The organism is Mumia sp. Pv4-285 (assembly GCF_041320275.1).
In the GTDB taxonomy this organism is placed as follows: Bacteria; Actinomycetota; Actinomycetes; order Propionibacteriales; family Nocardioidaceae; genus Mumia; species Mumia qirimensis.
The window spans coordinates 1,844,908-1,869,387 of sequence record NZ_CP162023.1; the positions used below are offsets into that span (position 1 = coordinate 1,844,908).

The 24,480-nt window shown below is 72.0% G+C and carries 24 protein-coding genes; 18 read left to right on the plus strand and 6 right to left on the minus strand.

Annotated elements, in window-relative coordinates; all coding sequences use genetic code 11:
• Window positions 1-31 precede the first annotated feature (31 nt).
• From AB3M34_RS08945 to AB3M34_RS09000, 12 genes are all read left to right on the plus strand, one after another.
• Window positions 32-961, plus strand: coding sequence for a TIM barrel protein (locus AB3M34_RS08945; RefSeq protein WP_370619151.1), 930 nt, complete (start codon window positions 32-34; stop codon window positions 959-961).
• A complete protein-coding gene (iolC, locus tag AB3M34_RS08950; protein ID WP_422656405.1) occupies window positions 958-1,902 on the plus strand; it encodes a 5-dehydro-2-deoxygluconokinase in 945 nt (314 codons plus the stop codon). Before AB3M34_RS08945 ends, iolC begins: the two co-directional genes overlap by 4 nt.
• On the plus strand, window positions 1,899-2,795 hold the full coding sequence (locus AB3M34_RS08955) for a Cgl0159 family (beta/alpha)8-fold protein (protein WP_370619153.1): 897 nt from the start codon (window positions 1,899-1,901) through the stop codon (window positions 2,793-2,795). The genes iolC and AB3M34_RS08955 overlap by 4 nt, the downstream gene beginning before the upstream one ends.
• Window positions 2,792-3,652, plus strand: coding sequence for a 5-deoxy-glucuronate isomerase (iolB, locus tag AB3M34_RS08960; RefSeq protein WP_370619155.1), 861 nt, complete (start codon window positions 2,792-2,794; stop codon window positions 3,650-3,652). The genes AB3M34_RS08955 and iolB overlap by 4 nt, the downstream gene beginning before the upstream one ends.
• Window positions 3,649-5,568 carry a 3D-(3,5/4)-trihydroxycyclohexane-1,2-dione acylhydrolase (decyclizing) gene (gene iolD / locus AB3M34_RS08965; RefSeq protein ID WP_370619157.1) on the plus strand — a complete coding sequence of 640 codons (1,920 nt, stop codon included), beginning with the start codon at window positions 3,649-3,651 and terminating at the stop codon, window positions 5,566-5,568. Before iolB ends, iolD begins: the two co-directional genes overlap by 4 nt.
• Entirely contained in the window at window positions 5,565-6,527 is a 963-nt protein-coding gene (locus tag AB3M34_RS08970; RefSeq protein ID WP_370619159.1) for a sugar ABC transporter substrate-binding protein, read from the plus strand. Before iolD ends, AB3M34_RS08970 begins: the two co-directional genes overlap by 4 nt.
• Window positions 6,528-6,619: 92 nt before the next feature.
• Window positions 6,620-7,657 (plus strand): ABC transporter permease, encoded by a 1,038-nt coding sequence (locus tag AB3M34_RS08975; protein WP_370619160.1) that lies wholly within the window; start codon window positions 6,620-6,622, stop codon window positions 7,655-7,657.
• A complete protein-coding gene (locus AB3M34_RS08980) occupies window positions 7,654-8,592 on the plus strand; it encodes an ATP-binding cassette domain-containing protein (protein ID WP_370619162.1) in 939 nt (312 codons plus the stop codon). The genes AB3M34_RS08975 and AB3M34_RS08980 overlap by 4 nt, the downstream gene beginning before the upstream one ends.
• Entirely contained in the window at window positions 8,589-9,743 is a 1,155-nt protein-coding gene (locus AB3M34_RS08985) for a Gfo/Idh/MocA family protein (protein WP_370619163.1), read from the plus strand. Before AB3M34_RS08980 ends, AB3M34_RS08985 begins: the two co-directional genes overlap by 4 nt.
• On the plus strand, window positions 9,740-10,747 hold the full coding sequence (locus AB3M34_RS08990) for a Gfo/Idh/MocA family oxidoreductase (protein WP_370619165.1): 1,008 nt from the start codon (window positions 9,740-9,742) through the stop codon (window positions 10,745-10,747). The genes AB3M34_RS08985 and AB3M34_RS08990 overlap by 4 nt, the downstream gene beginning before the upstream one ends.
• Window positions 10,744-11,763, plus strand: a complete 1,020-nt coding sequence (locus AB3M34_RS08995) for a Gfo/Idh/MocA family oxidoreductase (RefSeq protein ID WP_370619167.1) — start codon at window positions 10,744-10,746, stop codon at window positions 11,761-11,763. Before AB3M34_RS08990 ends, AB3M34_RS08995 begins: the two co-directional genes overlap by 4 nt.
• Window positions 11,760-12,536 carry a TIM barrel protein gene (locus AB3M34_RS09000; RefSeq protein WP_370619168.1) on the plus strand — a complete coding sequence of 259 codons (777 nt, stop codon included), beginning with the start codon at window positions 11,760-11,762 and terminating at the stop codon, window positions 12,534-12,536. The genes AB3M34_RS08995 and AB3M34_RS09000 overlap by 4 nt, the downstream gene beginning before the upstream one ends.
• A 25-nt stretch (window positions 12,537-12,561) precedes the next feature.
• Here the strand turns inward: AB3M34_RS09000 and AB3M34_RS09005 are convergent, their stop codons facing one another.
• Window positions 12,562-13,014 (minus strand): hypothetical protein, encoded by a 453-nt coding sequence (locus tag AB3M34_RS09005; RefSeq protein WP_370619169.1) that lies wholly within the window; start codon window positions 13,012-13,014, stop codon window positions 12,562-12,564.
• On the minus strand, window positions 13,011-13,799 hold the full coding sequence (locus AB3M34_RS09010) for an alpha/beta hydrolase (RefSeq protein ID WP_370619171.1): 789 nt from the start codon (window positions 13,797-13,799) through the stop codon (window positions 13,011-13,013). The genes AB3M34_RS09005 and AB3M34_RS09010 overlap by 4 nt, the downstream gene beginning before the upstream one ends.
• Before the next feature lie 86 nt (window positions 13,800-13,885).
• On the opposite strand from AB3M34_RS09010, the gene AB3M34_RS09015 reads away from it, so the two are divergent.
• The 5 genes from AB3M34_RS09015 to AB3M34_RS09035 all read left to right on the plus strand — a co-directional run bounded on the left by AB3M34_RS09015 (window position 13,886) and on the right by AB3M34_RS09035 (window position 18,931).
• Window positions 13,886-14,608 (plus strand): lysophospholipid acyltransferase family protein, encoded by a 723-nt coding sequence (locus AB3M34_RS09015; protein WP_370619172.1) that lies wholly within the window; start codon window positions 13,886-13,888, stop codon window positions 14,606-14,608.
• Window positions 14,609-14,618: 10 nt separating this feature from the next.
• Window positions 14,619-15,779, plus strand: coding sequence for a MacS family sensor histidine kinase (macS, locus tag AB3M34_RS09020; RefSeq protein WP_370619174.1), 1,161 nt, complete (start codon window positions 14,619-14,621; stop codon window positions 15,777-15,779).
• A gap of 9 nt (window positions 15,780-15,788) precedes the next feature.
• Window positions 15,789-16,433 (plus strand): response regulator, encoded by a 645-nt coding sequence (locus AB3M34_RS09025; protein WP_149769019.1) that lies wholly within the window; start codon window positions 15,789-15,791, stop codon window positions 16,431-16,433.
• Between the two features lie 76 nt (window positions 16,434-16,509).
• Window positions 16,510-17,535, plus strand: a complete 1,026-nt coding sequence (locus AB3M34_RS09030; RefSeq protein WP_370619176.1) for an ATP-dependent 6-phosphofructokinase — start codon at window positions 16,510-16,512, stop codon at window positions 17,533-17,535.
• Window positions 17,536-17,596: 61 nt separating this feature from the next.
• A complete protein-coding gene (locus AB3M34_RS09035) occupies window positions 17,597-18,931 on the plus strand; it encodes a class II 3-deoxy-7-phosphoheptulonate synthase (protein WP_370619178.1) in 1,335 nt (444 codons plus the stop codon).
• Window positions 18,932-18,938: 7 nt separating this feature from the next.
• Here AB3M34_RS09035 and AB3M34_RS09040 read toward each other — a convergent pair whose 3' ends face one another.
• A complete protein-coding gene (locus AB3M34_RS09040; RefSeq protein WP_370619180.1) occupies window positions 18,939-19,565 on the minus strand; it encodes a flavin reductase family protein in 627 nt (208 codons plus the stop codon).
• A 35-nt stretch (window positions 19,566-19,600) separates the two neighbouring features.
• Here AB3M34_RS09040 and pdxY point away from each other — a divergent pair, with 35 nt between their 5' ends.
• Entirely contained in the window at window positions 19,601-20,458 is an 858-nt protein-coding gene (pdxY, locus tag AB3M34_RS09045; RefSeq protein ID WP_370619182.1) for a pyridoxal kinase PdxY, read from the plus strand.
• Window positions 20,459-20,470: 12 nt separating this feature from the next.
• On the opposite strand, the gene AB3M34_RS09050 is transcribed toward pdxY, so the two are convergent.
• Genes AB3M34_RS09050 through AB3M34_RS09060 form a run of 3 tightly spaced genes read right to left on the minus strand, consistent with a single transcriptional unit; the run spans window position 20,471 to window position 24,403 of the window.
• On the minus strand, window positions 20,471-21,379 hold the full coding sequence (locus AB3M34_RS09050; RefSeq protein ID WP_370619183.1) for a DMT family transporter: 909 nt from the start codon (window positions 21,377-21,379) through the stop codon (window positions 20,471-20,473).
• Window positions 21,376-22,275 carry a deoxyribonuclease IV gene (locus AB3M34_RS09055; protein WP_370619185.1) on the minus strand — a complete coding sequence of 300 codons (900 nt, stop codon included), beginning with the start codon at window positions 22,273-22,275 and terminating at the stop codon, window positions 21,376-21,378. Before AB3M34_RS09055 ends, AB3M34_RS09050 begins: the two co-directional genes overlap by 4 nt.
• Window positions 22,276-22,309: 34 nt before the next feature.
• Entirely contained in the window at window positions 22,310-24,403 is a 2,094-nt protein-coding gene (locus AB3M34_RS09060) for a Stk1 family PASTA domain-containing Ser/Thr kinase (RefSeq protein ID WP_370619186.1), read from the minus strand.
• Window positions 24,404-24,480: the final 77 nt, after the last annotated feature.

Genomic DNA, 24,480 nt, shown 5'->3' on the forward strand with positions numbered 1-24,480 from the left:
ATATGTCCTGACATATGGTTGACATGCGAATGTGAGGACGGCCACACTGGCCGGGTCGGACCAGGACGAGCAGCGACGAAGGCAGGGTGACATGGTGCGGAGCCGGATCGCTGGTGCTCCGATCTCGTGGGGTGTGTGCGAGGTCGCAGGCTGGGGTTTCCAGATGGCGAGGGGCCGGGTGCTCGACGAGATGCGTGACCTCGGGCTCACGGCTACGGAGTTCGGTCCCGAGGGCTGGCTCCCCGAGGACCCGCAGGCTCGGGCGCGGGAGCTGCGCGCCCACGGGCTGCAGGCGGTCGGGGGTTTCCTGCCGGTCGTGCTGCACGACCCTGGCCTCGACCCCACGCACGAGTTCGACGCCTTCGCCGATGCGTGCGTCGCCGCGGGCGCCGAGGTCGTCGTGCTCGCCGCAGCCACCGGCGTCAACGGCTACGACGCTCGACCGGTGCTGAGCGACGCCGAGTGGACGACGTTGTGCGCGAACCTCGACGCGCTCGACCAGCGCGCGAAGGAGCGCGGGCTGCGTGCCGCCCTGCATCCGCACGTCGGCACGCTGGTCGAGAACGCCGACGACGTGGACATCGTGCTGACCCGGTCGCGCGTGGCTCTCTGCATCGACACCGGTCACCTGATGGCCGCGGGGGTGGATCCGGTGCTGCTCACCAAGGACCACGTCGAGCGTGTCGCGCACGTCCACCTCAAGGACGTGGACGCGGCGCTCGCCACCGAGGTCCAGGAGGGGCGCGTGACCTTCAGCGACGCCGTACGCGCCGGGCTGTTCCGACCGCTCGGACAGGGCGACGTGGACGTCGCCGGCATGGTGACGCTCCTGGAGGGGCACGGCTACGACGGCTGGTACGTGCTCGAGCAGGACGTGATGCTGGACGGTGATCCCGCCGGTCCGGGGCCGATCACCGACGTGCGCGCCAGCCTGGCCTACCTGGAGGGGATCGCCTCGTGACGGGCTTCGACGTGCTGACCATGGGCCGTGTCGGCGTCGACGTGTATCCCGAGCAGGTGGGGGTCGCGCTCGACGAGGTCACGTCGTTCGGGAAGTTTCTCGGGGGCAGCCCGACCAACGTCGCGGTGGCCGCGGCGCGCCTCGGCCACCGCAGTGCGGTCATCACCCGGACCGGCGACGACCCGTTCGGCCGCTTCGTCCACCGGGCTCTGCAGGAGTTCGGCGTCGACGACCGCTTCGTGAGCGCCGTGCCCGACCTGCCCACGCCGGTGACGTTCTGCGAGATCTTCCCGCCGGACGACTTCCCGCTCTACTTCTACCGGCTCCCCACCGCGCCCGACCTGCAGATCCGCGCCGACGAGCTCGACCTCGACGCCGTCCGCGACGCGGCGGTGTTCTGGGTGACGGTGACGGGGCTGTCGGAGGAGCCGAGCCGGGAGGCGACGCTCACCGCGCTCGAGGCACGCGGTGGACGTGGGACGACCGTCCTCGACCTGGACTACCGTCCGATGTTCTGGAGCTCGGCGGAGGAGGCGACCGCACAGGTGGCGCGCGCCCTCCCGTACGCGACCGTGGCAGTCGGCAACCGCGAGGAGTGCGAGGTCGCCGTGGGCGAGCACGACCCGCAGAGCGCGGCGAAGGCGCTGCGCGACGCGGGCGTCGACCTGGCGATCGTCAAGCAGGGCCCGGCCGGTGTCCTGGGGTCGGGTGCGAGCGGCGACGTCACCGTCCCACCGGTGCCGGTCACCGTCGTGAACGGCCTGGGCGCCGGAGACGCGTTCGGCGGTGCGCTGTGCCACGGACTGCTGGAAGGCTGGGACCTTCGCCGCACCCTGACGTTCGCCAACGCGGCCGGGGCGTACGTCGCCGGCCAGCTGGCCTGCGCGGACGCGATGCCGGACGTCCACCAGGTGACCGAGATGCTCGGAGGTGGCGCATGAGCACCGGCCTCAGCGGCGCCGCGGTGGCCGACCTCCTGCGCATCCGGGTCGACGACCCCGAGCGCATCGGACGGCTCGCGGCCGAGCGCAGCCGACCGGCCGGCCTCACCGGCGCGACCGGCCGCCTCCTGCTGGTCGCCGCCGACCACCCGGCGCGGGGTGCGCTCCGGGCCGGCGACTCGCCGCTCGCGATGGGAGACCGCGCCGGCCTGCTGGACCGTGTGGTCCGCGCGCTGGCGCGTCCGGGGGTCGACGGGTTCCTCGGGACGGCCGACCTCGTCGACGACCTGCTCCTCCTGGGCGCGCTGGAGGACAAGGTCGTGTTCGGGTCGATGAACCGGGGCGGGCTGGCGGGCACGAGCTTCGAGATCGACGACCGGTTCACCGGGTACGGCGCCGCGGCGATCGACCGTGCCGGGTTGCAGGGCGGCAAGATGCTCCTGCGCATCGATCCGTCGGACCCGGCGACGGTCCGGACGATGGAGGCGTGCGCGCGAGCGGTCGACGACCTCGCCTCGCGCGGACTCGCCGCGATGGTCGAGCCGTTCATCTCGCACCGCGACGAGCACGGGCGCGTCCGCAACGACCTGACGACCGAGGCCGTCGTGCGCTCGGCGACGGTGGCCGCCGGTCTCGGGGGGACGTCGTCGCGGACCTGGTTGAAGCTGCCGGTCGTCGACGACATGGAGACGGTGCTGGCGGCGACCACGCTGCCGGTCCTGCTGCTCGGCGGAGAGGTGTCGTCCGACCAGCAGGCGCAGTTCGCGCAGTGGTCGCACGCGCTGGCCAGTCCGAACGTCCGAGGGATGGTCGTCGGTCGCTCGCTGCTCTATCCGCCGGACGGCGACGTCGAGTCCGCGGTCGACGCGACGGTGGAGATGGTCGCGCGATGAGCCGCCACGTGCTGAGGAGCGCCCCTGACGGCCAGGTCGCCGTGGACGTGACCCCGCAGAGCGCCGGTTGGGGCTTCAGCGGTCTGCGGGTCCTGCGCCTGACGGCGGGGGAGTCGTACGCCGCCGCGACCGCGGACACCGAGGTGCTGGTGGTCGCGCTGTCGGGGTCCTGCCGCGTCCGTTGCGGCACGGACGCGCTGGTGGTCGCGGGTCGACCCGACGTCTTCGCCGGTCCGAGCGACTTCGTGTACGTCCCACGTGACCAGGACTTCGAGGTGACCAGCGACGACGGCGGCCGGTTCGCCCTGGCTTCCGCACGCTGCGACCGCGTCCTGCCGTTCCGGCATCAGCCGGCCGCCGAGGTGCCGGTCGAGCTGCGCGGTGCGGGGAACGCGAGCCGGCAGGTGCACAACCTGTGCCTGCCCGACACCTTCGAGGCCGACCGGCTCCTCGTCTGCGAGGTCCTCACGCCGTCCGGCAACTGGTCGTCGTACCCGCCGCACAAGCACGACGAGCAGCGCGAGGGCGAGTCGGCGCTGGAGGAGATCTACTACTTCGAGGTCGCCGAGGGGCCGCACGGCCCGGGCATCGGCTACCAGCGGGTCTACGGCCACGCGGACGCGGAGATCGACGAGCTCGCCGAGGTCCGTACGGGCGACGTCGTCCTCATCCCGCACGGCTGGCACGGTCCGTCGATGGCGGCACCCGGCTACGACCTCTACTACCTCAACGTGATGGCCGGCCCGGGGACGGAGCGGGCGTGGCTGATCAGCGACGACCCGCAGCACGCGTGGGTCCGCGACACGTGGGCCTCGCAGGAGATCGACCCCCGGCTGCCGATGGGAGGACCCCGATGAGCACGACACGTCTCACCGTCGCCCAGGCGGTCGTCCGGTTCCTGGAGGCGCAGCACGTCGAGCGTGACGGCGTCGAGTCAGCCTTCTTCGCGGGGTGCTGGGGGATCTTCGGGCACGGGAACGTCGCCGGGGTGGGGCAGGCGCTGCTCGAGCGCGAGCAGTCGGGCGACCCGTCGCACCTGCGCTACCTCCAGGGCCGCAACGAACAGGCCATGGTCCACGCGGCGGTCGCGTACGCCCGCCAGCGCGACCGCCTCGCGGCGTTCGCGGTCACGGCCTCGATCGGCCCCGGGTCGACCAACATGATCACCGGCGCTGCGCTCGCGACGATCAACCGCCTGCCCGTGCTGCTCCTGCCCGGCGACGTCTTCGCGACCCGCGTCGCGAACCCCGTGCTGCAGGAGCTCGAGGACCCGACGAGCATGAACGCGTCGGTCAACGACGCGTTCCGTCCCGTGTCGCGCTACTGGGACCGCGTCGAGCGGCCCGAGCAGCTGCCGTCCGCAATGCTCGCCGCGATGCGCGTGCTGACCGACCCGGCCGACACCGGCGCGGTGACGCTGTGCCTTCCGCAGGACGTGCAGGCGGAGGCGTACGACTGGCCCGACGCCCTGTTCGCGCGGCGGGTCTGGCACGTCGCCCGGCCGGTGCCGGAGCCGGCGCTGGTCGAGCAGGCCGCCACGCTGATCCGTGCGGCTCGGCGTCCGTTGATCGTCGCGGGCGGTGGCGTCATCTACTCCGGCGCCGACACGGCGCTGCGCCGGTTCGCCGAGGTGACCGGCATCCCGGTCGCCGAGACCCAGGCCGGCAAGGGCTCGCTCCCGTACGACCACCCCCAGGCCGTCGGGGCCATCGGCGCCACCGGGACGGCAGCCGCGGACGCGCTCGCCGACCAGTCCGATCTCGTGATCGGTGTGGGCACCCGTTGGAGCGACTTCACGACGGCCTCGCGGACCGTCTTCGCCGATCCGGACGTCCGCTTCGTCAACCTCAACGTCGCCACGGTCGACGTCCACAAGCAGTCGGGTCTCGCGCTCCTCGCCGACGCCCGCACCGGGCTCGAGGCGCTCACCGACGCCCTCGACGGCTGGAAGGCACCCGCCGAGCACACCGCGGACGCCACCGAGCGGGCGCGGGAGTGGGACGCCGTCGTCGCCTCCGCGTACGGAGTCGAGCACACGCCGCTGATGGCCCAGTCCGCCGTGATCGGCGTCGTCAACGAGGGCACCGACCCCCGTGACGTGGTCGTCTGCGCGGCCGGCTCGATGCCCGGCGACCTGCACAAGCTGTGGCGCACGCGGGACCGCAAGGGATACCACGTCGAGTACGGCTTCTCCTGCATGGGCTACGAGATCGCGGGCGGGCTCGGCGTGAAGCTGGCTGCCCTCGACACCGACGACGACCGCGACGTCGTCGTCATGGTGGGCGACGGGTCGTACCTGATGATGGGGACCGAGCTCGTGACCGCGGTCGCCGAGCACGTGAAGATCATCGTCGTGCTGGTCCAGAACCACGGTTTCGCGTCGATCGGAGCACTGTCCGAGTCGCTCGGCTCGCAGCGCTTCGGGACCCGCTACCGTTACCGCACCGCCACCGGGCTCGACGGTGACCGGCTGCCCGTGGACCTGGCCGCCAACGCCGCCTCGCTCGGAGCCGACGTCATCTCGGCCCGGGGGATCGACGACCTCCGGACCGCGCTGCGCAGCGCGAAGGAGTCCGACCGTACGACCGTCATCCACGTGGAGACGGACCCGCTCGTGCCGGCTCCCGAGAGCCCGGCCTGGTGGGACGTCCCCGTGGCCGAGGTCTCGGAGCTCGGATCGACGCGCGAGGCGCGCGCGACCTACGAGGGCCACAAGAAGAACCAGCGTCATCATCTCGACAACGTCAGAACACAAGGAGATCGGTTGCCATGAAAACTCTCAGACTCGTCGGGGTCGTCGCGGCCTCGGCACTGGCCCTGTCCGCGTGCAGCGGGACGGGCCAGGACGACGACGGCGCGTCAGGCAACAAGGAGGACTACACCTATGCCGTGATCACGCACTCCAGCGCGGGCGACGCGTTCTGGGACCGCGTGAAGTCCGGTGCCGAGCAGGCTGCCGACGACTACGGCGTGACGGTCCAGTACGACAGCGACCCCGACCCCGCGGGTCAGTCCCAGAAGATCGACGGCGCGGTCGCCGACAAGGTCGACGGCATCGTCGTCTCGATGGCCAATCCCGACGGTCTGGAGACGAGCATCAAGGCCGCCGTCGCCGCCGGCATCCCCGTCGTGACCATCAACTCCGGCGTGGACCGCTTCAAGGAGTTCGGTGCGATCACCCACGTCGGCCAGAGCGAGGCGATCGCCGGCGCCGCCGTCGGTGAGCGCATGAAGGCGGAGGGCCTGACCAACGTCATCTGCGTCATCCAGGAGGCCGGCAACGTCGGGCTGGAGGAGCGCTGCAAGGCCGTCGGCGACACCCTCGGTGGCTCCGTCGAGAACCTCCAGGTCGACGGCACCGACGACGCCGCCGTCCAGGCGAGCATCACCTCCAAGCTCCAGGCGGACACGTCGATCGACGGCGTCCTCACCCTCGGCGGCCAGTACGCGATCGACGCCGTCGGTGCGGTCGAGCAGGCCGGCAGCGGAGCCAAGATCGCGACGTTCGACCTCTCCGAGGACGTCATCACGAACATCCAGGACGGCAAGATCCTCTTCGCCGTCGACCAGCAGCCGTACGTGCAGGGCTACCTGGGCGTGACGACGCTCTACCTGAAGGACATCAACGGCAACGACGTCGGCGGCGGCCAGCCGGTCAACTCGGGTCCCGCGTTCGTCACGCAGGACAACGCCGACGCCGTCCTCGAGTTCGCGAAGAACGGCACGCGCTGACGTACCGGGTGGGGGCCACGCCGGCGCGCGGCCCCCACCACCCCCTCCGACCCCGCCGCCCCTTCAGACCCCGCCGTGACAGGAGACCGACGATGGCAACAGCAACGGCACCCCCAGACGAACGCGTCGCGACGACGGGGCCGCTCGCGCGGCTCCTGAAGCGCCCCGAGATCGGCGCCCTGATCGCGGCGCTGGTGGTCTTCCTCTTCTTCGCGCTGACCACGGAGACGTTCGCCACGCCGGCCGGCGCGAGCACGTGGCTCCAGACGTCGTCGACGATCGGGATCATGGCGGTCGCCGTCTCGCTCCTCATGATCGGCGGCGAGTTCGACCTCTCCGCCGGTGTCATGACCGGGTTCACGGGGCTGACGGTCGGGGTGATGACGACGCACTGGGGCGTGAACATCTGGGTCGCGATCCTGCTGGCGCTGGTGCTCGCGCTCGCGGTCGGTGCCCTCAACGGCTTCATGGTCATGAAGACGGGTCTGCCGAGCTTCATCGTCACGCTCGGCACGTTCTTCGTCCTCCAGGGCATCGACCTCGCGCTGGTCAAGCTGATCATCGGCCAGGTCGCGATCCAGGGGATGTCGAACGTCCCCTACTACGACCAGCCGCAGAAGATCTTCGGATCGACCTTCTCGGTCGGGGGCGCCACCATCCACGTCTCGGTGATCTGGTGGATCGCCGTCACGATCATCGCGTCGTGGGTGCTGCTGCGGACCCGGGCGGGCAACTGGATCTTCGCGGTCGGCGGCGCGCAGGCGGCCTCACGCCAGGTCGGCGTCCCGGTGTTCCGGACGAAGATCGGCCTCTTCATGACCACGGCCTTCGCCGGCTGGATCGTGGGCATGCTCGTGCTGTTCCGTACGTCCACCGTGCAGAGCAACACGGGCATCGGCCAGGAGTTCATCTACATCATCTGCGCCGTCGTCGGCGGCTGCCTGCTCACGGGCGGGTACGGCTCGGCGATCGGCGCCGCGCTCGGCGCCCTGATCTACGGGATGGTCAACCAGGGCATCCCGTACTCCGGGTGGGACAGCAACTGGCTGAAGGCGGTCCTCGGCGTGATGCTCCTCGGGGCCTGCCTGATCAACAACTGGGTTCGCAAGAGGGCGGAGAACGCACGATGAGCGCTGCGAGCAAGGACCAGAAGGCGGACGACGTCAGCACGAGCGCGCCGCCGCCCCCAGGGACCCCGATCATCGAGGTCAAGGACATCGGCAAGCGCTACGGCAACGTCATCGCGCTCAGCGACGTCACGACGACGGTGAAGGCCGGCGAGGTGACGTGCATCCTCGGCGACAACGGTGCCGGCAAGTCGACGTTCATCAAGATCCTCGCCGGTGCTCACGAGCACAGCGAGGGGACGCTGCTCATCGACGGCATCGCGCGCCAGTTCTCGAGCCCGAGGGCCGCGCTCAGCCTCGGCATCGCCACGGTCTACCAGGACCTGGCGGTCGTGCCGCTGATGCCGGTGTGGCGCAACTTCTTCCTCGGGTCGGAGCCGACGAAGGGGGCCGGCCCGCTGCGGCGCCTCGACATCGACGCCATGAAGCGCATCACCAAGAGCGAGCTCGCCGGCATGGGCATCGACCTGCGCGACGTCGACCAGCCGATCGGGACGCTGTCGGGCGGTGAGCGCCAGTGCGTCGCGATCGCCCGAGCGGTCTACTTCGGCGCGCGCGTGCTGATCCTCGACGAGCCCACCGCTGCTCTCGGCGTCAAGCAGTCGGGAGTGGTCCTGAAGTACATCGCGAAGGCCCGCGAGCGTGGCCTGGGCGTCGTCTTCATCACGCACAACCCGCACCACGCGTACCCGGTCGGCGACCGCTTCGTGCTGCTGCGTCGCGGTCGCAGCATGGGCGACTTCCCGAAGGCGGAGATGACGCTCGACGAGCTCACCGCGATGATGGCCGGCGGGGCCGAGCTGGAGGCGCTGAGCCACGAGCTCAGCCGCGACCTCGGCGCCGACTCGACGATCGCCCAGGAGATGGAGGCGGACGCGGCGGGCGTCGAGGCGGCGATGGACGCCGGCTCGCAGCCGGACGGAGGAACCCGGGGATGACGGGGGACCTCGGCGTCGGGGTCGTCGGCCTCGGGTGGATGGGCGAGGCCCACACCCGGGCGTACGCTCGCCTCCTCCACCACTACCCGGCCGCGCCGCTGCGGCCACGTCTCGTCGCCGTCGCGGATCCCGCCGACGACGACCGGATCGCCCGCGGGGCGACCGCGTACGGGTTCGCCCACACCTACACCGACTGGCACGACCTGCTGGACCGTGACGACGTGGACGTCGTGTCCGTGACCGGCCCGAACTACGTCCACGCCGAGATCGGCGTCGCCGTCGCCGAGGCGGGCAAGCACCTGTGGATCGAGAAGCCGGTGGGGCGCAGCGCGGCGGAGACGCGCGCCGTCGCCGCCGCGGTGCAGGCCGCTGGAGTGCAGTCGGCGGTCGGCTTCAACTACCGCAACGCGCCGGCCGTCGAGCGCGCGCGCGAGCTCGTCGGGAGCGGCCGTCTCGGCACGGTGACCCACGTCGACGTCCGGTTCTGCTCCGACTACGCGGCCCACCCGCAGGGTGCGCTCTCGTGGCGGTTCCAGAACGCGTACGCCGGATCCGGGGTGCTGGGCGACCTCGTCAGCCACGCGGCGGACCTCGCCCGGTACGTCGTCGGCGAGATCGCCGAGCTGGTGGCCGACGACGCACGGTTCGTGGCACAGCGACCGCCGGCGGTCGGCGCCGCCTCGCACTTCTCTCGCGGCGGCGAGGGCCCGCTGCTCGACGTGGAGAACGAGGACTACGTCGGGGCGCTGCTGCGCTTCGCGGGCGGGGCGCGCGGCACGCTCGTCTCCAGCCGCGCGTCGGTGGGGGAGCAGTGCACGTACGGCATCGAGGTGCACGGCACCAGCGGGGCGCTGGCCTGGGACTTCCGACGGATGGGGGAGCTGCGGGTGTGCCTCGACCAGGACTACCAGGACGCCTCGTACGCGACGTGGTTCTCGACGCCGCGCGACGGCGAGCTCGGAGCCTTCCAGCCGGGGACGGGCATCGCGATGGGCTACGACGACCTCAAGGTGATCGAGGCCGAGCGGCTCGTCCGGTCGATCGCCGACGGCAAGCCGTACGGCGCGACGCTGCACGACGCGGTCGTCGCCGCGGAGACCGTTGAGGCGCTCGGGACGTCGGTCGCCGAGCGCCGGTGGGTGAGCCTGTGAGCGCCGAACTGAGGGTCGGGGTCGTCGGGGTCGGCGCGATGGGTGCGGACCACGTCCGCACGCTGTCGGAGGCCGTCCCGTCGACCCGGGTGACCGAGGTCTTCGACCGGGACACCGACCGCGCCAAGCAGGTCGCCGAGCTCGCCGGAGGGCGCGTGGCCGAGTCGGCCGAGGGGCTCGTGCACTCGGCCGACGTCGACGCCGTCGTCGTGGCCTCCCCGGACTCCACCCATGCGGCGCTCGTCCTCGCCTGCCTCGCGGCGGGCAAGCCGGTGCTGTGCGAGAAGCCGCTCGCGGTGACGGCGGACGACGCGCTGCGTGTCGTCGAGGCCGAGGTCGCCGGTGGCCGCAGGCTCGTCCAGGTCGGGTTCATGCGCCGGTACGACCCGGGTTACGCCCGGCTCAAGCGGACCCTCCGCGCGGGGCTGCTCGGCGAGCCTCGCATGGTGCACAACGTCCACCGCAACGCTGCGTCCGGCCCCGGCTCCACCGGCGCCTCGATCGTGACCGGCTCGATGATCCACGAGCTCGACACGGTCCCGTGGCTCCTCGACGACCGCATCGTCGGCATCCGTGTGACGTCACCGGTAGCCGACGGGCTGCCGGACCCGCAGCTGGCCGTGATCGAGATGGCCTCCGGGATCCTCGCCACGGTGGAGGTGTTCGTGAACGCCGCCTACGGGTACGACGTACGGTGCGAGGTCGTCGGCACGGCGGGGACCGCCTCGCTCGCACCCGCGGTGCCGGTCAGCCTCCGGTCGGCCGGCACGGACGGGGTGGAGGTCAGCTCCGACTTCGTCGCCCACTTCGCCGACGCGTACCGGGTCGAGCTCCTCGCATGGTCGCGCGCGGCGCTCGCCGGTGGAGCCGAGGGCCCCAGCGCCTGGGACGGCTATCTCGCCAACGTGGTGGCCGAGGCGGGCGTCGCGGCGCTCCACAGCGGCGAACGCCACGCGGTCTCGCCGGTCGACCGGCCGTCCCTCTACGACGAGGGCGTCCGATGAGCAGGGTGAGGATCGGGCTGGTGGGTGCCGGACGCATCGGTGCGGCGCACGCGCGCACGCTCGCCGAACGCGTCCACGGCGCTGACCTGGTCGCCGTCGCCGACCCCCGCCCGGGTGCCGCCGAGGCGCTGGCCGGGCCGCTGGGGGCGCGCGGCGTGACGACGCCCGACGCGATCTTCGGGGCGGACGACGTCGACGCGGTCGTCGTCGCTGCCTCGTCGACATCGCACTCCGCGCTGGTGGTCGCCGCCGCTGAGGCGGGCAAGCACGTGTTCTGCGAGAAGCCGGCCGGCATGTCGTTGGCGGAGATCGACGCCGCCCGGGCCGCGACGGCCTCGGCGGGCGTGGCGTTCCAGGTGGGGTTCAACCGACGGTTCGCCCGCGACTTCCGCGAGGCGCGCGACGCGATTGCCGACGGAGCGGTCGGCTCGGTACGCATGCTCCGCTCGCTCACGCGCGACCCCGGCGACGGCCCGCCCGATCCCGGTGCGGTGCCGCCGTGGACGATCTTCACGCAGACCCTGATCCACGACTTCGACACGCTGGCGTGGCTGAACCCCGGTGCACGAGCAGTCGACGTGCTCGCGACCGCCGACGCCCTGGTCGCGCCGGAGTTCCGGCCGTCGGGGCTGCTGGACTCGGCGGTCGTCGTGATCCGCTACGACAACGGGGCGATCGCGACCGCGGAGGCGTGCTTCGCCGCCGCGTACGGGTACGACGTCCGCGCCGAGGTGCTCGGCTCGCACGGCATGGTCACCGCGGGCGACGGCGCGAGCTCGTCGATGCGGCTGCACGCCTCCGCGGGGCGCCTGGCGCGCACGACCCACAGCGACGTCGCCCTGCTCGGTGACGCGTACGCCGCGGAGTTCGACGAGTTCGTCGACGCGGTGGGGGAGGGGCGCGCACCGTCCGTCACCGGTGACGACGCGCGCGCGGCGTTCGCGGTGGCCGAGGCCTGCATCGCGTCGATGCAGACCGGCTCCCGCGTGGGGGTCGACGTGGGGGTCGCCGCGTGACCTTCACGCTCGCGGTGTGCTCCGAGATGGTCCACCTCGACCTGCCTCACCTCGAGCGCGTCCGTCGCCTCCACGAGGCGGGCTTCGCGGTGGAGATCTGGGACTGGACGACCAAGGACGCCGACGCCCTCGTCGCGACCGAGGCACGCTTCACGTCGATGACGGGCTACGTCACCGGTGACCTCGTGACCGAGGCGGGGGCCGACGACCTGCTCCGGACGGCAGCCGAGTCGATCGCCTTCGCCGACCGGATCGCGTGCCCGACCCTCAACGTCCACGGCACGGGTCTCGGCGAGGGCGGCATCCCCGTGCGGCCCGTGGAGGTCGTGACGGGCGACATGTGGCTGGCGGCGCTGCGGACCCTGGAGCGCCTCGCCGCGCTGGCCGAGCAGGAGGGCGTGACGTACGTCCTCGAGAACCTCAACACCGCCGTCGACCACCCCGGCACCCCGTTCGCCCGGGCCGCAGACACGCTCGCCCTCGTCCGGGCTGTCGGCAGCCCGAGCCTGCGGATGAACCTCGACCTCTACCACGCGCAGATCGGCGAGGGGAACCTCGTCGAGCTGGTACGCGAGGCTGCGCCGTACCTCGGGGAGGTCCAGGTCGCCGACGTCCCCGGCCGCTGCGAGCCGGGCACCGGCGAGGTGCGCTGGTCGTACGTCGCCCGCGCGCTCGCCGATGCCGGCTACGAGGGTGTGGTGGCGATGGAGGCGTGGGCGTCGGGCGACTCCGACGTCGCGCTGATGCGGTTCCGCGAGGCGTTCACGCTCTGACGCGCTCCAGGTGGTCGCGTCCGCGTCAGATGACCGCGCCGTGGTCGGGGTCGTCGCCGCGGTCGTGGTCGCCGCGACGCACCAGCAGCACGACCAGCGCCACCACGAATCCGACGACCGCGAGCGCCGGCACGACCCCTGGCACGGGAGCACCGCTGATGGCGAGGACGAACAGCAGCGCGGGGACGCCGAGGAGGCCGCCCCAGGCGAGGCGGCTCCACCGGTCGCCGTGCGGGAGCGGGCCGGGGTCAGGCGGGACGAAGTCGCCCTCGCCCCACTCGTCATCGCCGTCGTCGGGGACCGGGTCGGACCAGCGGGGCTGGAACGTGCCGTGCTGAGCGAGCAGGTCGTGAGGGTCCGGCGCGCCCGGCGGGTCGGCAGGGGTGTCGCGGTCCGGAAGGGGCTCGGGGACGGACAGCTCGAGCCCGGCGACGATGCGCTCGAACTCCTCGTCGTCCGACGTCGGTGTGCCGCTCATCGGGCCGGGTCGCCTTCTCGGGTGGAGCCGGCGGTGTGCCGGGCGATGAACTCCGCCGACTCGGTCCAGATCCGCTCGGCGTCGTTGTCGATCGTGGCCACGTGGTAGCTGTCGTGGAGGATCGTCTCGATCGCGACCGCCGACGAGACGCCCGCCAGGATGATCCGCGCCGACGACGGGTCGACCACGTGGTCCTCCGTCGACCGGAACAGGAGCAACGGCTGCGAGACCCGGTGCAGATTGGCGCGGACGTCGGCCCACAGCCGGGTCTGCGACCAGAGCGCATGCAGCGGCGTCCGGTCGTAGCCGGACTCCTCGACGCCGGTCCTCTTGATGTCGTTGCCGATGCCCGGCAGCGACGCCACGACGTGCCGGAGCACCGGGAGCGCGGCGAGGCGACGGTCGACCAGGTTGACCGCAGGGTTGACCAGGACCAGGGCGTCGACGTCGGACGGGCGCTGCTCCGCCAGCCGCAGCGACAGCGCTCCACCCATCGAGAGCCCGGCGACCGCCACGTGGTCGCAGCGCGCCCGGAGCTCGGTCAGCGCGCGGTCGGCCTCGGCGTACCAGTCCTCCCAGCGTGTGGTGTTCATCTCGCGCCAGGTGGTGCCGTGACCGGGGAGCCGGGGCACCCGTACGGTCATGCCCTGCTCGGCGAGCGCGTGCCCCCACGGCGACATCGAGGCAGGTGAGCCGGTGAAGCCGTGGACGAGGAGCACCCCCGTACGGCCGCCGTCGGCGGACATCGGGTGCGCGAGCGGATGGATCGGGGAGGAGTCGGGCATGGCCCCATCTTCGCCCAGGCCCCGGCCGTCCGTACAGCGCCGGGCGCCAGGCGCTGTACGCTTTCGCTGATCGAGGAGGAGATCTCTTGCTCTACTGGCTGCTCAAGTTCGTGATCCTCGGCCCGGTGCTGCGGTTGATCTTCCGCCCCGAGGCCACGGGGAACGAGAACGTCCCGACCACGGGGCCGGTGATCCTCGCGAGCAACCACCTCTCGTACAGCGACTGGCTCTTCATGCCGCTCGTCGTCCCGAGGCGTGTCACCTTCGTCGCGAAGGCCGAGTACTTCACCACGCCCGGCATCAAGGGATGGTTCCAGAAGAACTTCTTCTCCGGGACCGGGCAGGTGCCGATCGACCGTACGGGTGGGCGTGCCTCCGAGGGAGCGATCCTCACCCAGCTCCGCCTCCTCAACAAGGGCGAGGTGTGCGGCATCTACCCCGAGGGCACCCGGTCGCCGGACGGCCGTCTCTACCGAGGCCGCACGGGCGTCGCCCGACTGGCGCTCGAGTCCGGGGTGCAGGTCATCCCGGTCGCGGTGACCGGCACCAACGTGGTGGCGCCGCCCGGCAAGATCTTCGGCCGCTACACCCGCCCGTCGGTCCGCTTCGGCACGCCGCTCGACTTCAGCCGGTACGAGGGCATGGCCGACGACCGTTACGTCCTGCGGGCGATCACCGACGAGATCATGTACGAGATCATGCGCCTGTCAGGACAGGAGTACGTCGACACGTACGCGTCCCGCTCGCGCAAGCCCGAGCCCGAGAACCCGGCCGACCCCGAGGTCCGCGAGCTTCCCAAGGCGTCGTAGGGACGGCGAGATGGACCGCATCACGCGCGCCGCGCAGCAGGTCGACGACCAGTTCTTCCGGGTGCTGACGGTCCTCCGAGCGGTCACGCTGGTCTACGCCGTCGGCGTCAACGCCGCGCGCTGGCGCGACTTCGAGCATCCCGGCGCAGCCTGGGTGCTGATCGGCGTCATGGTGGTGTGGTCCGGCATCGTCACCTGGCTGTACGAGCCGCGCCACCGTGCGACGTGGGTGTTCATCGTCGACATGGTGATCACGCTGACGCTGCTGCGGGCGACCGAGTACACGCACACCGACGAGATGCTCGCCGCGCACACGTTCACGCTGACGACGTACTGGGTGACCACCGTCGTGCTCTGCTGGGCCGTGCGCTGGGGCGTCACGGGTGGACTCCTCGCCACCGCGATCGTGCAGAGCGTCGACGTCACGATGCGTCCCTCGGTGAACTCGTCGACCGTCGGCAACATCTTCCTGATGGTGCTCGCCGCGATGCTGGTCGGCTACTGCGCGCACGCGCTGCGCGTCGCCGCCGTGCAGAGGGTCGAGGCGGAGCGCATCGCCGCGACCGCGGCCGAGCGTGAGCGCCTCGCGCGCGCCGTCCACGACGGGGTCCTGCAGGTGCTGGCGCTGGTCCAGCGTCGCGGCGCCGAGATCGGGGGAGACGCCGCCGAGCTGGGTCGGCTCGCCGGGGAGCAGGAGCTCGCGCTGCGCAACCTCATCCAGTCCCGGGCCCGCGAGGAGGTCTCGACCGACGGCGAGCTCGCCGATCTCGGCCGGGCACTCGACCAGCTGGCGGGGCCGCAGGTCAGCGTCGCCACGCCGAGTCGGCCGCTGCTGCTGCCGCCCGACGTCGCCGGCGAGATCGTGGACGCTGTACGGGCCTGCCTCTCGAACTCGCTCGTCCACGGAGGAGCCGAGACCTCGGCATGGATCCTGCTCGAGACGGGCGACGGCCGGCTGGTCGTCAGCGTGCGCGACGACGGCCCGGGCATCCCGCCGGGCCGCCTCGAGCAGGCCGAGTCCGAGGGCCGGCTCGGTGTCGCCAACTCGATCAAGGGGCGCCTGCGCGACCTCGGTGGCACCGCCGAGCTGATCGACACGGCCGGGCAGGGGTGCGAGTGGGAGCTCTGCGTCCCGCTCGCGCAGGTGCCTCCTGCCACCGCGAAGCGATAGTCTTCGCGCATGGTGCGCGTGATGGTCGTCGACGACCACCCGTTGTGGCGCGAAGGCGTCGCACGTGACTTGACCGAGGCCGGTCTCGAGGTCGTGGCGACCGCAGCCAACGGCACGGAGGCCATCAACCGCGTCCTCGCCACCCGCCCCGAGGTCCTTCTCCTCGACCTCAACATCCCCGCGCCCGACGGCGTCGAGGTGACGGCCACCCTCACGCAGCGCGGGCTCGACACGAAGGTGCTGGTCCTCAGCGCCTCCGGCGAGCAGCAGGACGTCCTCGACGCCGTGAAGGCGGGCGCGAGCGGCTACCTCGTCAAGAGCGCGTCGCGCGAGGCGCTTCTCGACGCCGTGCAGGCTGTGGCGCGCGGCGAGTCCGTCTTCACGCCGGGCCTCGCCGGGCTCGTCCTCGGCGAGTACCGCCGCCTGTCGGAGGCGCCACCGACCGACGAGCCCGACGCGCCGCGGCTGACCGACCGCGAGACGGAGGTGCTGCGCCTGGTCGCCAAGGGCCTCACCTACAAGCAGATCGCGGAGCGCCTGGTGCTGAGCCACCGCACCGTCCAGAACCACGTCCAGAACACGTTGCGCAAGCTGCAGCTGCACAACCGGGTCGAGCTGGTCCGCTACGCCATCGAGCGCGGGCTCGACGACTAGCCACGACCCGGTGCCGGCCAGGACTCATCACGCGACCACGCCCGCGCCCCCTGGCGCCCGCGAGACGGAGGAACGAATGCGAGTCGGCGTCCTGACCGGCGGCGGAGACTGCCCCGGACTCAACGCGGCACTGCGGGCCATCGTCCGCGCCGCCCAGCACGACACTCCGATGGAGGTCCTCGGCTTCCGCGACGGGTGGCGAGGCCCCCTCGACTCCGACGCCCGACCGCTCGGTCCGGACGACGTGCTGGACGTGCTCGACCGCGGCGGCACTCTCCTCGGGTCGTCGCGCACGAACCCGGTGGGCATGGACGACGGCATCGACCGCGTCAAGGCAGGCCTGGTGTCCGCGGGGTGCGACGCGCTGATCGCGATCGGCGGCGAGGACACGCTCGGCGTCGCCCACGCGCTCGCCGCGGAGGGGGTCGCCGTCGTCGGGATCCCCAAGACCATCGACAACGACCTCTCGGCCACCGACGTGACGATCGGGCACGACACCGCCGTGGCGATCGCTACCGAGGCAGTCGACCGGGTCCGCTCGACGGCAGAGTCGCACCACCGGGCCATCGTCGTGGAGGTGATGGGGCGCCACGCGGGTTGGATCGCGCTCCGAGCGGGGCTGGCTGGCGGCGCCGACGCCATCCTGATCCCCGAGCAGGCCTTCGACGTCGAGGAGGTCGTGGCGCGCTGCGCCCGCGTCACCGCACAGGGCCGTGCGCCGATCGTGGTGGTCGCCGAGGGGGCCGTGCCGCAGGGCGGCGAGGAGGTTCTGACCCGGGCCGGCACCGACGCCTTCGGGCACGTCCAGCTCGGCGGGGTCGGCGACCACGTGGCCGCCGAGATCGGCCAGGCGACCGGCGTCTCGACCCGCGCCGTCGTGCTCGGTCACCTGCAGCGCGGCGGCACGCCGACGGCGTACGACCGGGTCCTCGGGACGCGCTTCGGCCTGCATGCCGTCGACGCCGTGCGCGCCGGAGCGTGGGGGTCGATGGTGGCGCTGCGGGGCGACGAGATCGCCCGTGTGCCGCTCGCCGACGGTGTCGGCAGGCTCAAGACAGTGCCGCCCGAGCAGTACGCCGAGGTCCAGGCGCTGCTCGGCTGAGCCGTTGTCCGCCGAACGGGCAGCGCACGGGCGCGGCGGCCCCGCGGCGTACGCTGGGACGGTGAGCATCCCGACCCTCGAGGAGCTGCGCGCGCTCGGCGCCGCGCAGCAGCCGACGTACACCGACCCCGCCGCCCGTGACGCTGCCGTGGCCCGTCTGCGCCAGATGCCGCCGCTCGTGTTCGCCGGCGAGGCCGACCAGCTGCGCGAGAAGCTCGGTGCGGTGGCCCGTGGTGAGGCGTTCGTCCTCCAGGGCGGAGACTGCGCGGAGACGTTCGACGGCGTCAACGCCGACAACATCCGCAACAAGCTCCGTGTGCTGCTGTCGATGGCGGTCGTCCTGACGTACGCGGCGAGCGTGCCGGTGGTCAAGATCGGACGCATCGCCGGCCAGTACGCCAAGCCGCGCTCGAGCGACTCCGAGACCCGCGACGGCGTGACGCTGCCGGCCTACCGCGGCGACGCCGTCAACGGTTTCGACTTCACCCCCGAGTCCCGCGCGCACGACCCGCAGCGGCTGCTCGAGGTCTACCACGCGTCCGCGGCGACGCTGAACCTCGCTCGCGCGTTCACGCAGGGCGGCTACGCCGACCTCCGCAAGATGCACGCCTGGAACTCCGACTTCGTCCGCAACAGCCCGGTCGGAGCGAAGTACGAGTCGGTCGGCGCCGAGATCGACAAGGCGCTCGCGTTCATGGACGCGATCGGCATCGACCCCGACGAGTTCCACACGGTCGACTTCTACTCGTCCCACGAGGCGCTGCTGCTGGAGTACGAGCAGGCCCTGACCCGCGTCGACTCGCGCACGGGCAGCCTCTACGACGTGTCCGGTCACTTCCTGTGGATCGGCGAGCGCACCCGCCAGATCGACGGCGCCCACGTCGAGCTGCTGAGCCGCATCGCCAACCCCGTCGGCATCAAGCTCGGCCCCACGACGACTCCGGACGACGCCCTGGCGTACGCCCGCAAGCTCAACCCGGACAACGTGCCCGGCAAGCTCACGTTCGTGACGCGCTTCGGCGCCGGCAAGATCCGCGACCTGCTGCCCGAGCTCGTCGAGAAGGTCCACGCTGCCGGCGTGCAGGTCGCCTGGATCACCGACCCGATGCACGGCAACACCTTCGCGACCGACAACGGCTACAAGACCCGTGAGTTCGACGACGTGATCGACGAGGTCCGAGGCTTCTTCGAGGTGCACCGCTCCCTCGGCACGTGGCCCGGTGGGGTGCACGTCGAGTTGACAGGCGACGACGTGACCGAGTGCGTCGGCGGCGGCAGCAAGCTGGTGGCGGCCGACCTCGCTCACCGCTACGAGACGCTGTGCGACCCCCGCCTCAACCGCGCGCAGTCGCTGGAGCTCGCCTTCCTCGTCGCGGAGATGCTGCGCCAGCGCTGAGCGTCCGTCAGCCCGGGCGGCGCATGTCCAGCCGTTGCTCCGGCCGGATCCCGAAGTAGGCCGTCGGTCCGCCCCCGCGCAGCAACGGACGCGCGGCGGCGGTGTCGTACACGCCGTCGACCAGCAGGTCGCGGGCGATGTGCACCCCGACGACCTCGCCGAGCGTGAGCCAGCTCTGTGCGGGTGCGCCGTCCGCAGCGGTCAGCCGGATCACCTGCGAGGTCCGGCACTCGAACGCGACCGGGCTCTCGGCGACGTACGGAACGTCCACGACGCGCCCCGGCGTCGAAGTGAGGCCCGCAAGGACGATCTCGTCGACGTCGGGCGGCACCATCGCCGAGGTGGAGTTCATGGCCTCGGCCAGATCCTCGGTGACGAGGTTCCAGCAGAACGCTCCCGTCGCCTCGGCGTTCGTGACGCTGTCCTTGCGGCTGGTGCTCGCGAAGCCGATGATCGGCGGCGAGTAGGCGAAGGCGTTGAAGAAGCTGTACGGCGCCAGGTTGACGACGCCGTCCTCTCCGCGGGTCGAGACCCAGCCGATCGGGCGGGGGGCGACGATCGCGTTGAACGGGTCGTGGGGGAGGCCGTGCCCGTCGCGCGGCTCGTAGAAGTGGCTGTCGGTGTCGGTCGGCACGCTGCGAACCTACGCCAGGCCGTACGCTGAGCAGCGTGCAGGTGCTCTCGATCCAGTCCTCCGTCGCGTACGGCCATGCCGGCAACAGCTCGGCCGTCTTCCCGCTCCAGCGGCTCGGCGTCGACACGTGGCCCGTCAACACGGTCGCGTTCTCGAACCACTCCGGCTACGGGGTGTGGCGCGGCACCGTCTTCGAGGCGCAGCAGGTCGCCGACGTCATCACGGGCGTCGGGGAGCGTGGCGTCTTCCCCTACCTCGACGCGGTGCTCTCCGGCTATCAGGGCGCGCCCGAGATCGCCGAGGTGATCCTCGACGCGGTCGCGAAGGTGAAGGCCGCGAACCCGCAGGCGCTGTACTGCGCCGACCCGGTGATCGGCGACCGCGGTCGCGGCGTCTACGTCAGGCCGGGCATCGCCGAGCTGATGCGCGACCGGATCATCCCGTCCGCCGACATCACCACCCCGAACCAGTTCGAGCTCGAGCTGCTCACCGGCGCCGAGGTCGGCACGCTCGAGGCTCTGCTCGCGGCCGTCGACGCGCTGCGGGCGCGGGGCCCACGAATCGTCCTGGTCACGTCGGTCGAGGTGCTCGACCCGAGCGAGCAGACGATCTCCATGGTCGCGGTCGACGATACGGGCGCGTACGTCGTCACGACGCCGAAGCTCGAGATGAACGTGGTCGCGGGCTCCGGCGACGCGACGACGTCGATGTTCCTCGGACGGCTGCTGCAGTCCGGGATGGACGTCCCCGACGCGCTGGCGAAGGTGGCGTCGTCGATCTTCGGCATCCTGGACCACACCCGCCGTACGGGTGCCGGCGAGATGGAGGTCGTCGCGGCTCAGGACGTCATCGCAGACCCGCCGCTCGAGTTCGTCGTCGACCGCCTCCGCTGACCGTTCGCGGGCCTACTGGGAGAGGTGAGGGACCTCGGCCTCGATGTGCCTGCGTGGCGCCGCCTCGGCGAGCAGCATCGCCGCCAGCACCATCGCGCCGCCGACCAGCGTCCTCGTCGTCAGTGTCTCGTCCGTGAAGCCGATCGCGAACGCCGCCGCGAACACCGGCTCCATCGACATGATGATCGCCGCCCGCGTCGCCGGCAGGTGAGCCTGCGCCCAGGTCTGCGCGAGCATCGCGAACGCCCCGGCGACGAGCGCCATGTAGACCATGCTCGTCCACTGCCCACCGGTCTGCGGGAGCACGACGCCGTTCGGGGCGGTCAGCACGAGGCACATCAGCGAGATGACGGCCATCTGGACGACGGCGAGCGCGTACGCCTCGCGCGCCGACGTCCACGCGCTGAGCATGACGATGTGCAGGGCGTAGAGCACAGCCGACAGCAGCGTGATGCCCTCTCCGAACCCGACGGAGAAGCCGTCGAGCGACAGGAACGCGAGCCCCACTGTCGCGACGACCACCGCGATCCAGACGGGACCGCCGACGCGCTGCCGGAGGACGAGCGCGGCGAGGATCGGCGTGAAGACCACGTACATCCCGGTGACGAACCCCGACACGCTCGCGTCGGTGTGCTCGAGGCCGACGGTCTGGAGGATCTGTGCGCCGCCGTAGACGACACCGAGCACCACGCCGCGTACGAGGCTCTCGCGGGAGAGGGCGAGCACGGCGCGCGGGCGGATGAGGAACAGCGCCGCCGCGGCGATCGCGAACCGGACGGCGAGGAAGTCGAGCGGCGGGACGACCTCGACGAGGTCCTTGATCAGGAAGAACGTCGATCCCCACGCGGCGGTGACGCTCAGCAGCGCTGCCGCGGCCAGCAGGCCGTACGGGCGGGTCTGCACCGGTGCGTCCCCGCTCACGACGTCGCTCCGCGGTCGCGCAGGCCGGCCAGCAGCGCGACGTCCTCCGCCCAGGCCTGGCTGCTGCCGGGCGTCTCGAGGACGAACGGCACGCCCGCGGTGGCCGGGTGCGCGAACATCGCCGCGAACGCCTCCACACCGATGTGGCCCTTGCCGATCCGTTCGTGGCGGTCCTTGAAGCTGCCGCGCAGGTCCTCGGAGTCGTTGGCGTGGACGAGCTGGAGGCGTCCCTCGCCACCGATCTCCACGAGCCGGTCGAGGGTGGCCGCGACGCCGTCGGGCTGATCGAGCGGCTCACCGGCGGCGAACGCGTGGCAGGTGTCGAGGCAGATGCCGATCCGAGGGTGGTGGTCCAGCGCTTCGAGGTACGGCTCGAGGTCGTCGATCCGCGCGCACAGGGAGCGGCCCTGCCCGGCGGTCGGTTCGAGGAGGAGGCTGGGCCCGTCCTCCGGAAGCACGTCGAGCAGCGGGAGCAGCCCCTGACGCACCTGCGCGAGGGCGGTGTCGTACGCGCCGTCGTCGACGCAGGACCCGGTGTGCACGACGACCCCGCGCGCGCCGATCGCCGCCGCGCGGGCGAGGTTGTGGGCGACGGTCGCCACCGACTTCTCGTACGTCGCCGGGTTGGGACTGCCGAGGTTCACGAGGTACGGGGTGTGGACGAAGGCCGGCACGGCGTCGGCGGAGCACAGCGCGCGGAACTGCGCGTCCTGCGCGGGATCGCCCGGGGACGCCGCCCAGCCGCGGGGGTTGCCGACGAAGACCTGCAGCGTGTCGGCGCCGATGTGCCGCATCGCGGGGAACGCACCGCGTGCGAGTCCCGGGCCGACCGGGACGTGGGACCCGATGGGGTTGCGGGCGTGCGTCACGGGGCCGGACGCGGGGGAGGAGGGCACCGGAGCATCCTACCTACCGTCCAGACGGTAGGAGTCAGACGATCCGAAGCAGGATCGTCGACCCGGGGGGCGCCTCGTCGCCGCCACCGGGCGACTGACGCGACACCAGGTTGCTGCCGAAGTGGATGCGTTCCTTCTCGACCTCGACCTTGAAGCCGGCCGCCTCCAGGATCGCGCGGGCATCGTCGACGTTCTTGCCGATCACGCCAGGCACCTCGATCGGCTCCCGGCCGTCGGACACCGTCAGCGTCACGGTGTCGCCCTTGTAGGCGGTGCCGCTCGCCGGGTCCTGCGCCATGATCTGGTCCCTCGGGACCTTGTCGTCGTAGACCCGCTCGACGTCCACCTCGAAGCCCGCCTTCTCGAGCTTCGCCTGGGCGCCGTCGACCGGCTTGCCGGTGTAGTCCTTCACCGTCACGGGCTTGCGACCCTTGCTGACGACGAGGTCGACCTCGGTGTCGGGCCGGATCATCCGCCCGACCGGCAACGACGTCGAGATCACGTCCCCCGAGTCGACGGTGTCGCTGTACTTGCGCTCGACCTCTCCCACGACCGCCTTCACCTCGGCGAGAGCAGCCTCTGCCTCCTCCTCGGACATGCCCTCGACGTCGGGCGCCGCATAGCGCTCCCGACCCTTCGAGACCGTCAGCGTCATCGTGCCCTCGGGGAGGATCCGGTCGCCGGGCCCCGGGTCGGTCGAGACCACCGAGCCGCGCGGGACGGTCTCGCTGAAGGCCTCGTCCCCGTCGTCGACGGTGTAGCCCGCGCGCTGACCCTCGGCACGCGCCTGCGCGACCGGCATGCCGAGGAGGTCGGGGGCGGAGTCGTACCGTGCGACGCCGAACCACCAGCCGAGGCCGGCGGCCAGCAGCGCCAGGACCAGCACGGTGACGAGCATGCGGCGGCCCCGCCGGTGCTTGTCGTCGTAGCGGGTGGCGGCGCGCGTGTGCGCGAGAGGGGGAGCCGGGATGCCGGCGGCGTCGCGAGTCACGGCACGCGTCGCTTCGTAGCCGGAGTCGTACGCCTCGGGCGGGCCCGGTCGGTAGAGCGCGGTCGAGTCCTCGGGGGTCGCCGTGTCGCCATATACCGATGAGGCCGACGCCGCTGCGACCGCCGTCGCGGCGGCCGGACCGCCGTCGCCGCCGGACCACTCTCCGACGCCCGTCGACCAGTCGTCGGCACCGGGTGCCGTGTCGGGACCGGGCCAGCCGTCGGAGCCTGCCATCGCCGCGGCGACGCGGTGGAGCTGGAGGTCCTGGGTGAGCTCGACGTCGTCGACCAGCTCTGCCTCGAGTGCGGACCGCACGCGTCGCAGCTGGTGCAGGAGCACCCGGGCGTCCGCCGAGCGCTGGTCGCGGTCGCGGGCCGTGGCGCGCGCGACGAGGGCGTCGACGTACGGCGGGATGCCGGCGACGAGGGTCGACGGCGCGGGCACGTCGGCGTGGACGTGCTGGTAGGCGACCTGGATCGGCGTCTCGCCGGTGTGCGGCTTCTGGCCGGTCAGCAGCTCGAACATCACGGCGCCCACGGCGTACACGTCGCAGCGTGCGTCGGCGCCCTCGTTGAGGACGAGCTCGGGCGCGAGGTAGGAGACGGACCCGATGAGGACACCGGTGGTCGCCTGCGACGTCGACGTGATCGCGCGGGCGAGCCCGAAGTCGGCCACCTTGAGCTGACCGCTCGGCGTGATGAGGACGTTCTCCGGCTTGACGTCGCGGTGGATGATGCGCGCGTCGTGGGCGGCGGAGAGCGCGACGAGAAGCGGGTCGATCAGCGACAGCACGCGGCGCGGCGGGAGCGGGGCCTCGCGGCTGATGACGTCGCGCAGCGTGTGGCCGGGGACGTACTCCATCACGAGGTAGAGCACCCCGGCGTCGTCGCCCTGGTCGAAGACCGCGACCACGTTCGGGTGGCTGAGCCGCGCCGCGGCGCGGGCCTCCGCGCTGAGGCGCTCGTTGAAGTCGATGTCGGCGTCGCCGCCCTGCATCACCTTGACGGCGACCGTCCGGTCGAGGCGGGTGTCGGTGGCCAGGAACACCGTGCCCATGCCGCCCCGGGCGAGGATCTTGCGGAGGTAGTAGCGACCGTCGAGGACCCGCCCCACCAGATCGTCGTCGCGCGTCGTCACGGTCACCTCCTCGTACGTCGTCGGGGTCGGCGACCGTGCAGGCAGGCCAGCACGGGCGGAACGGCCCCGCATCAGTG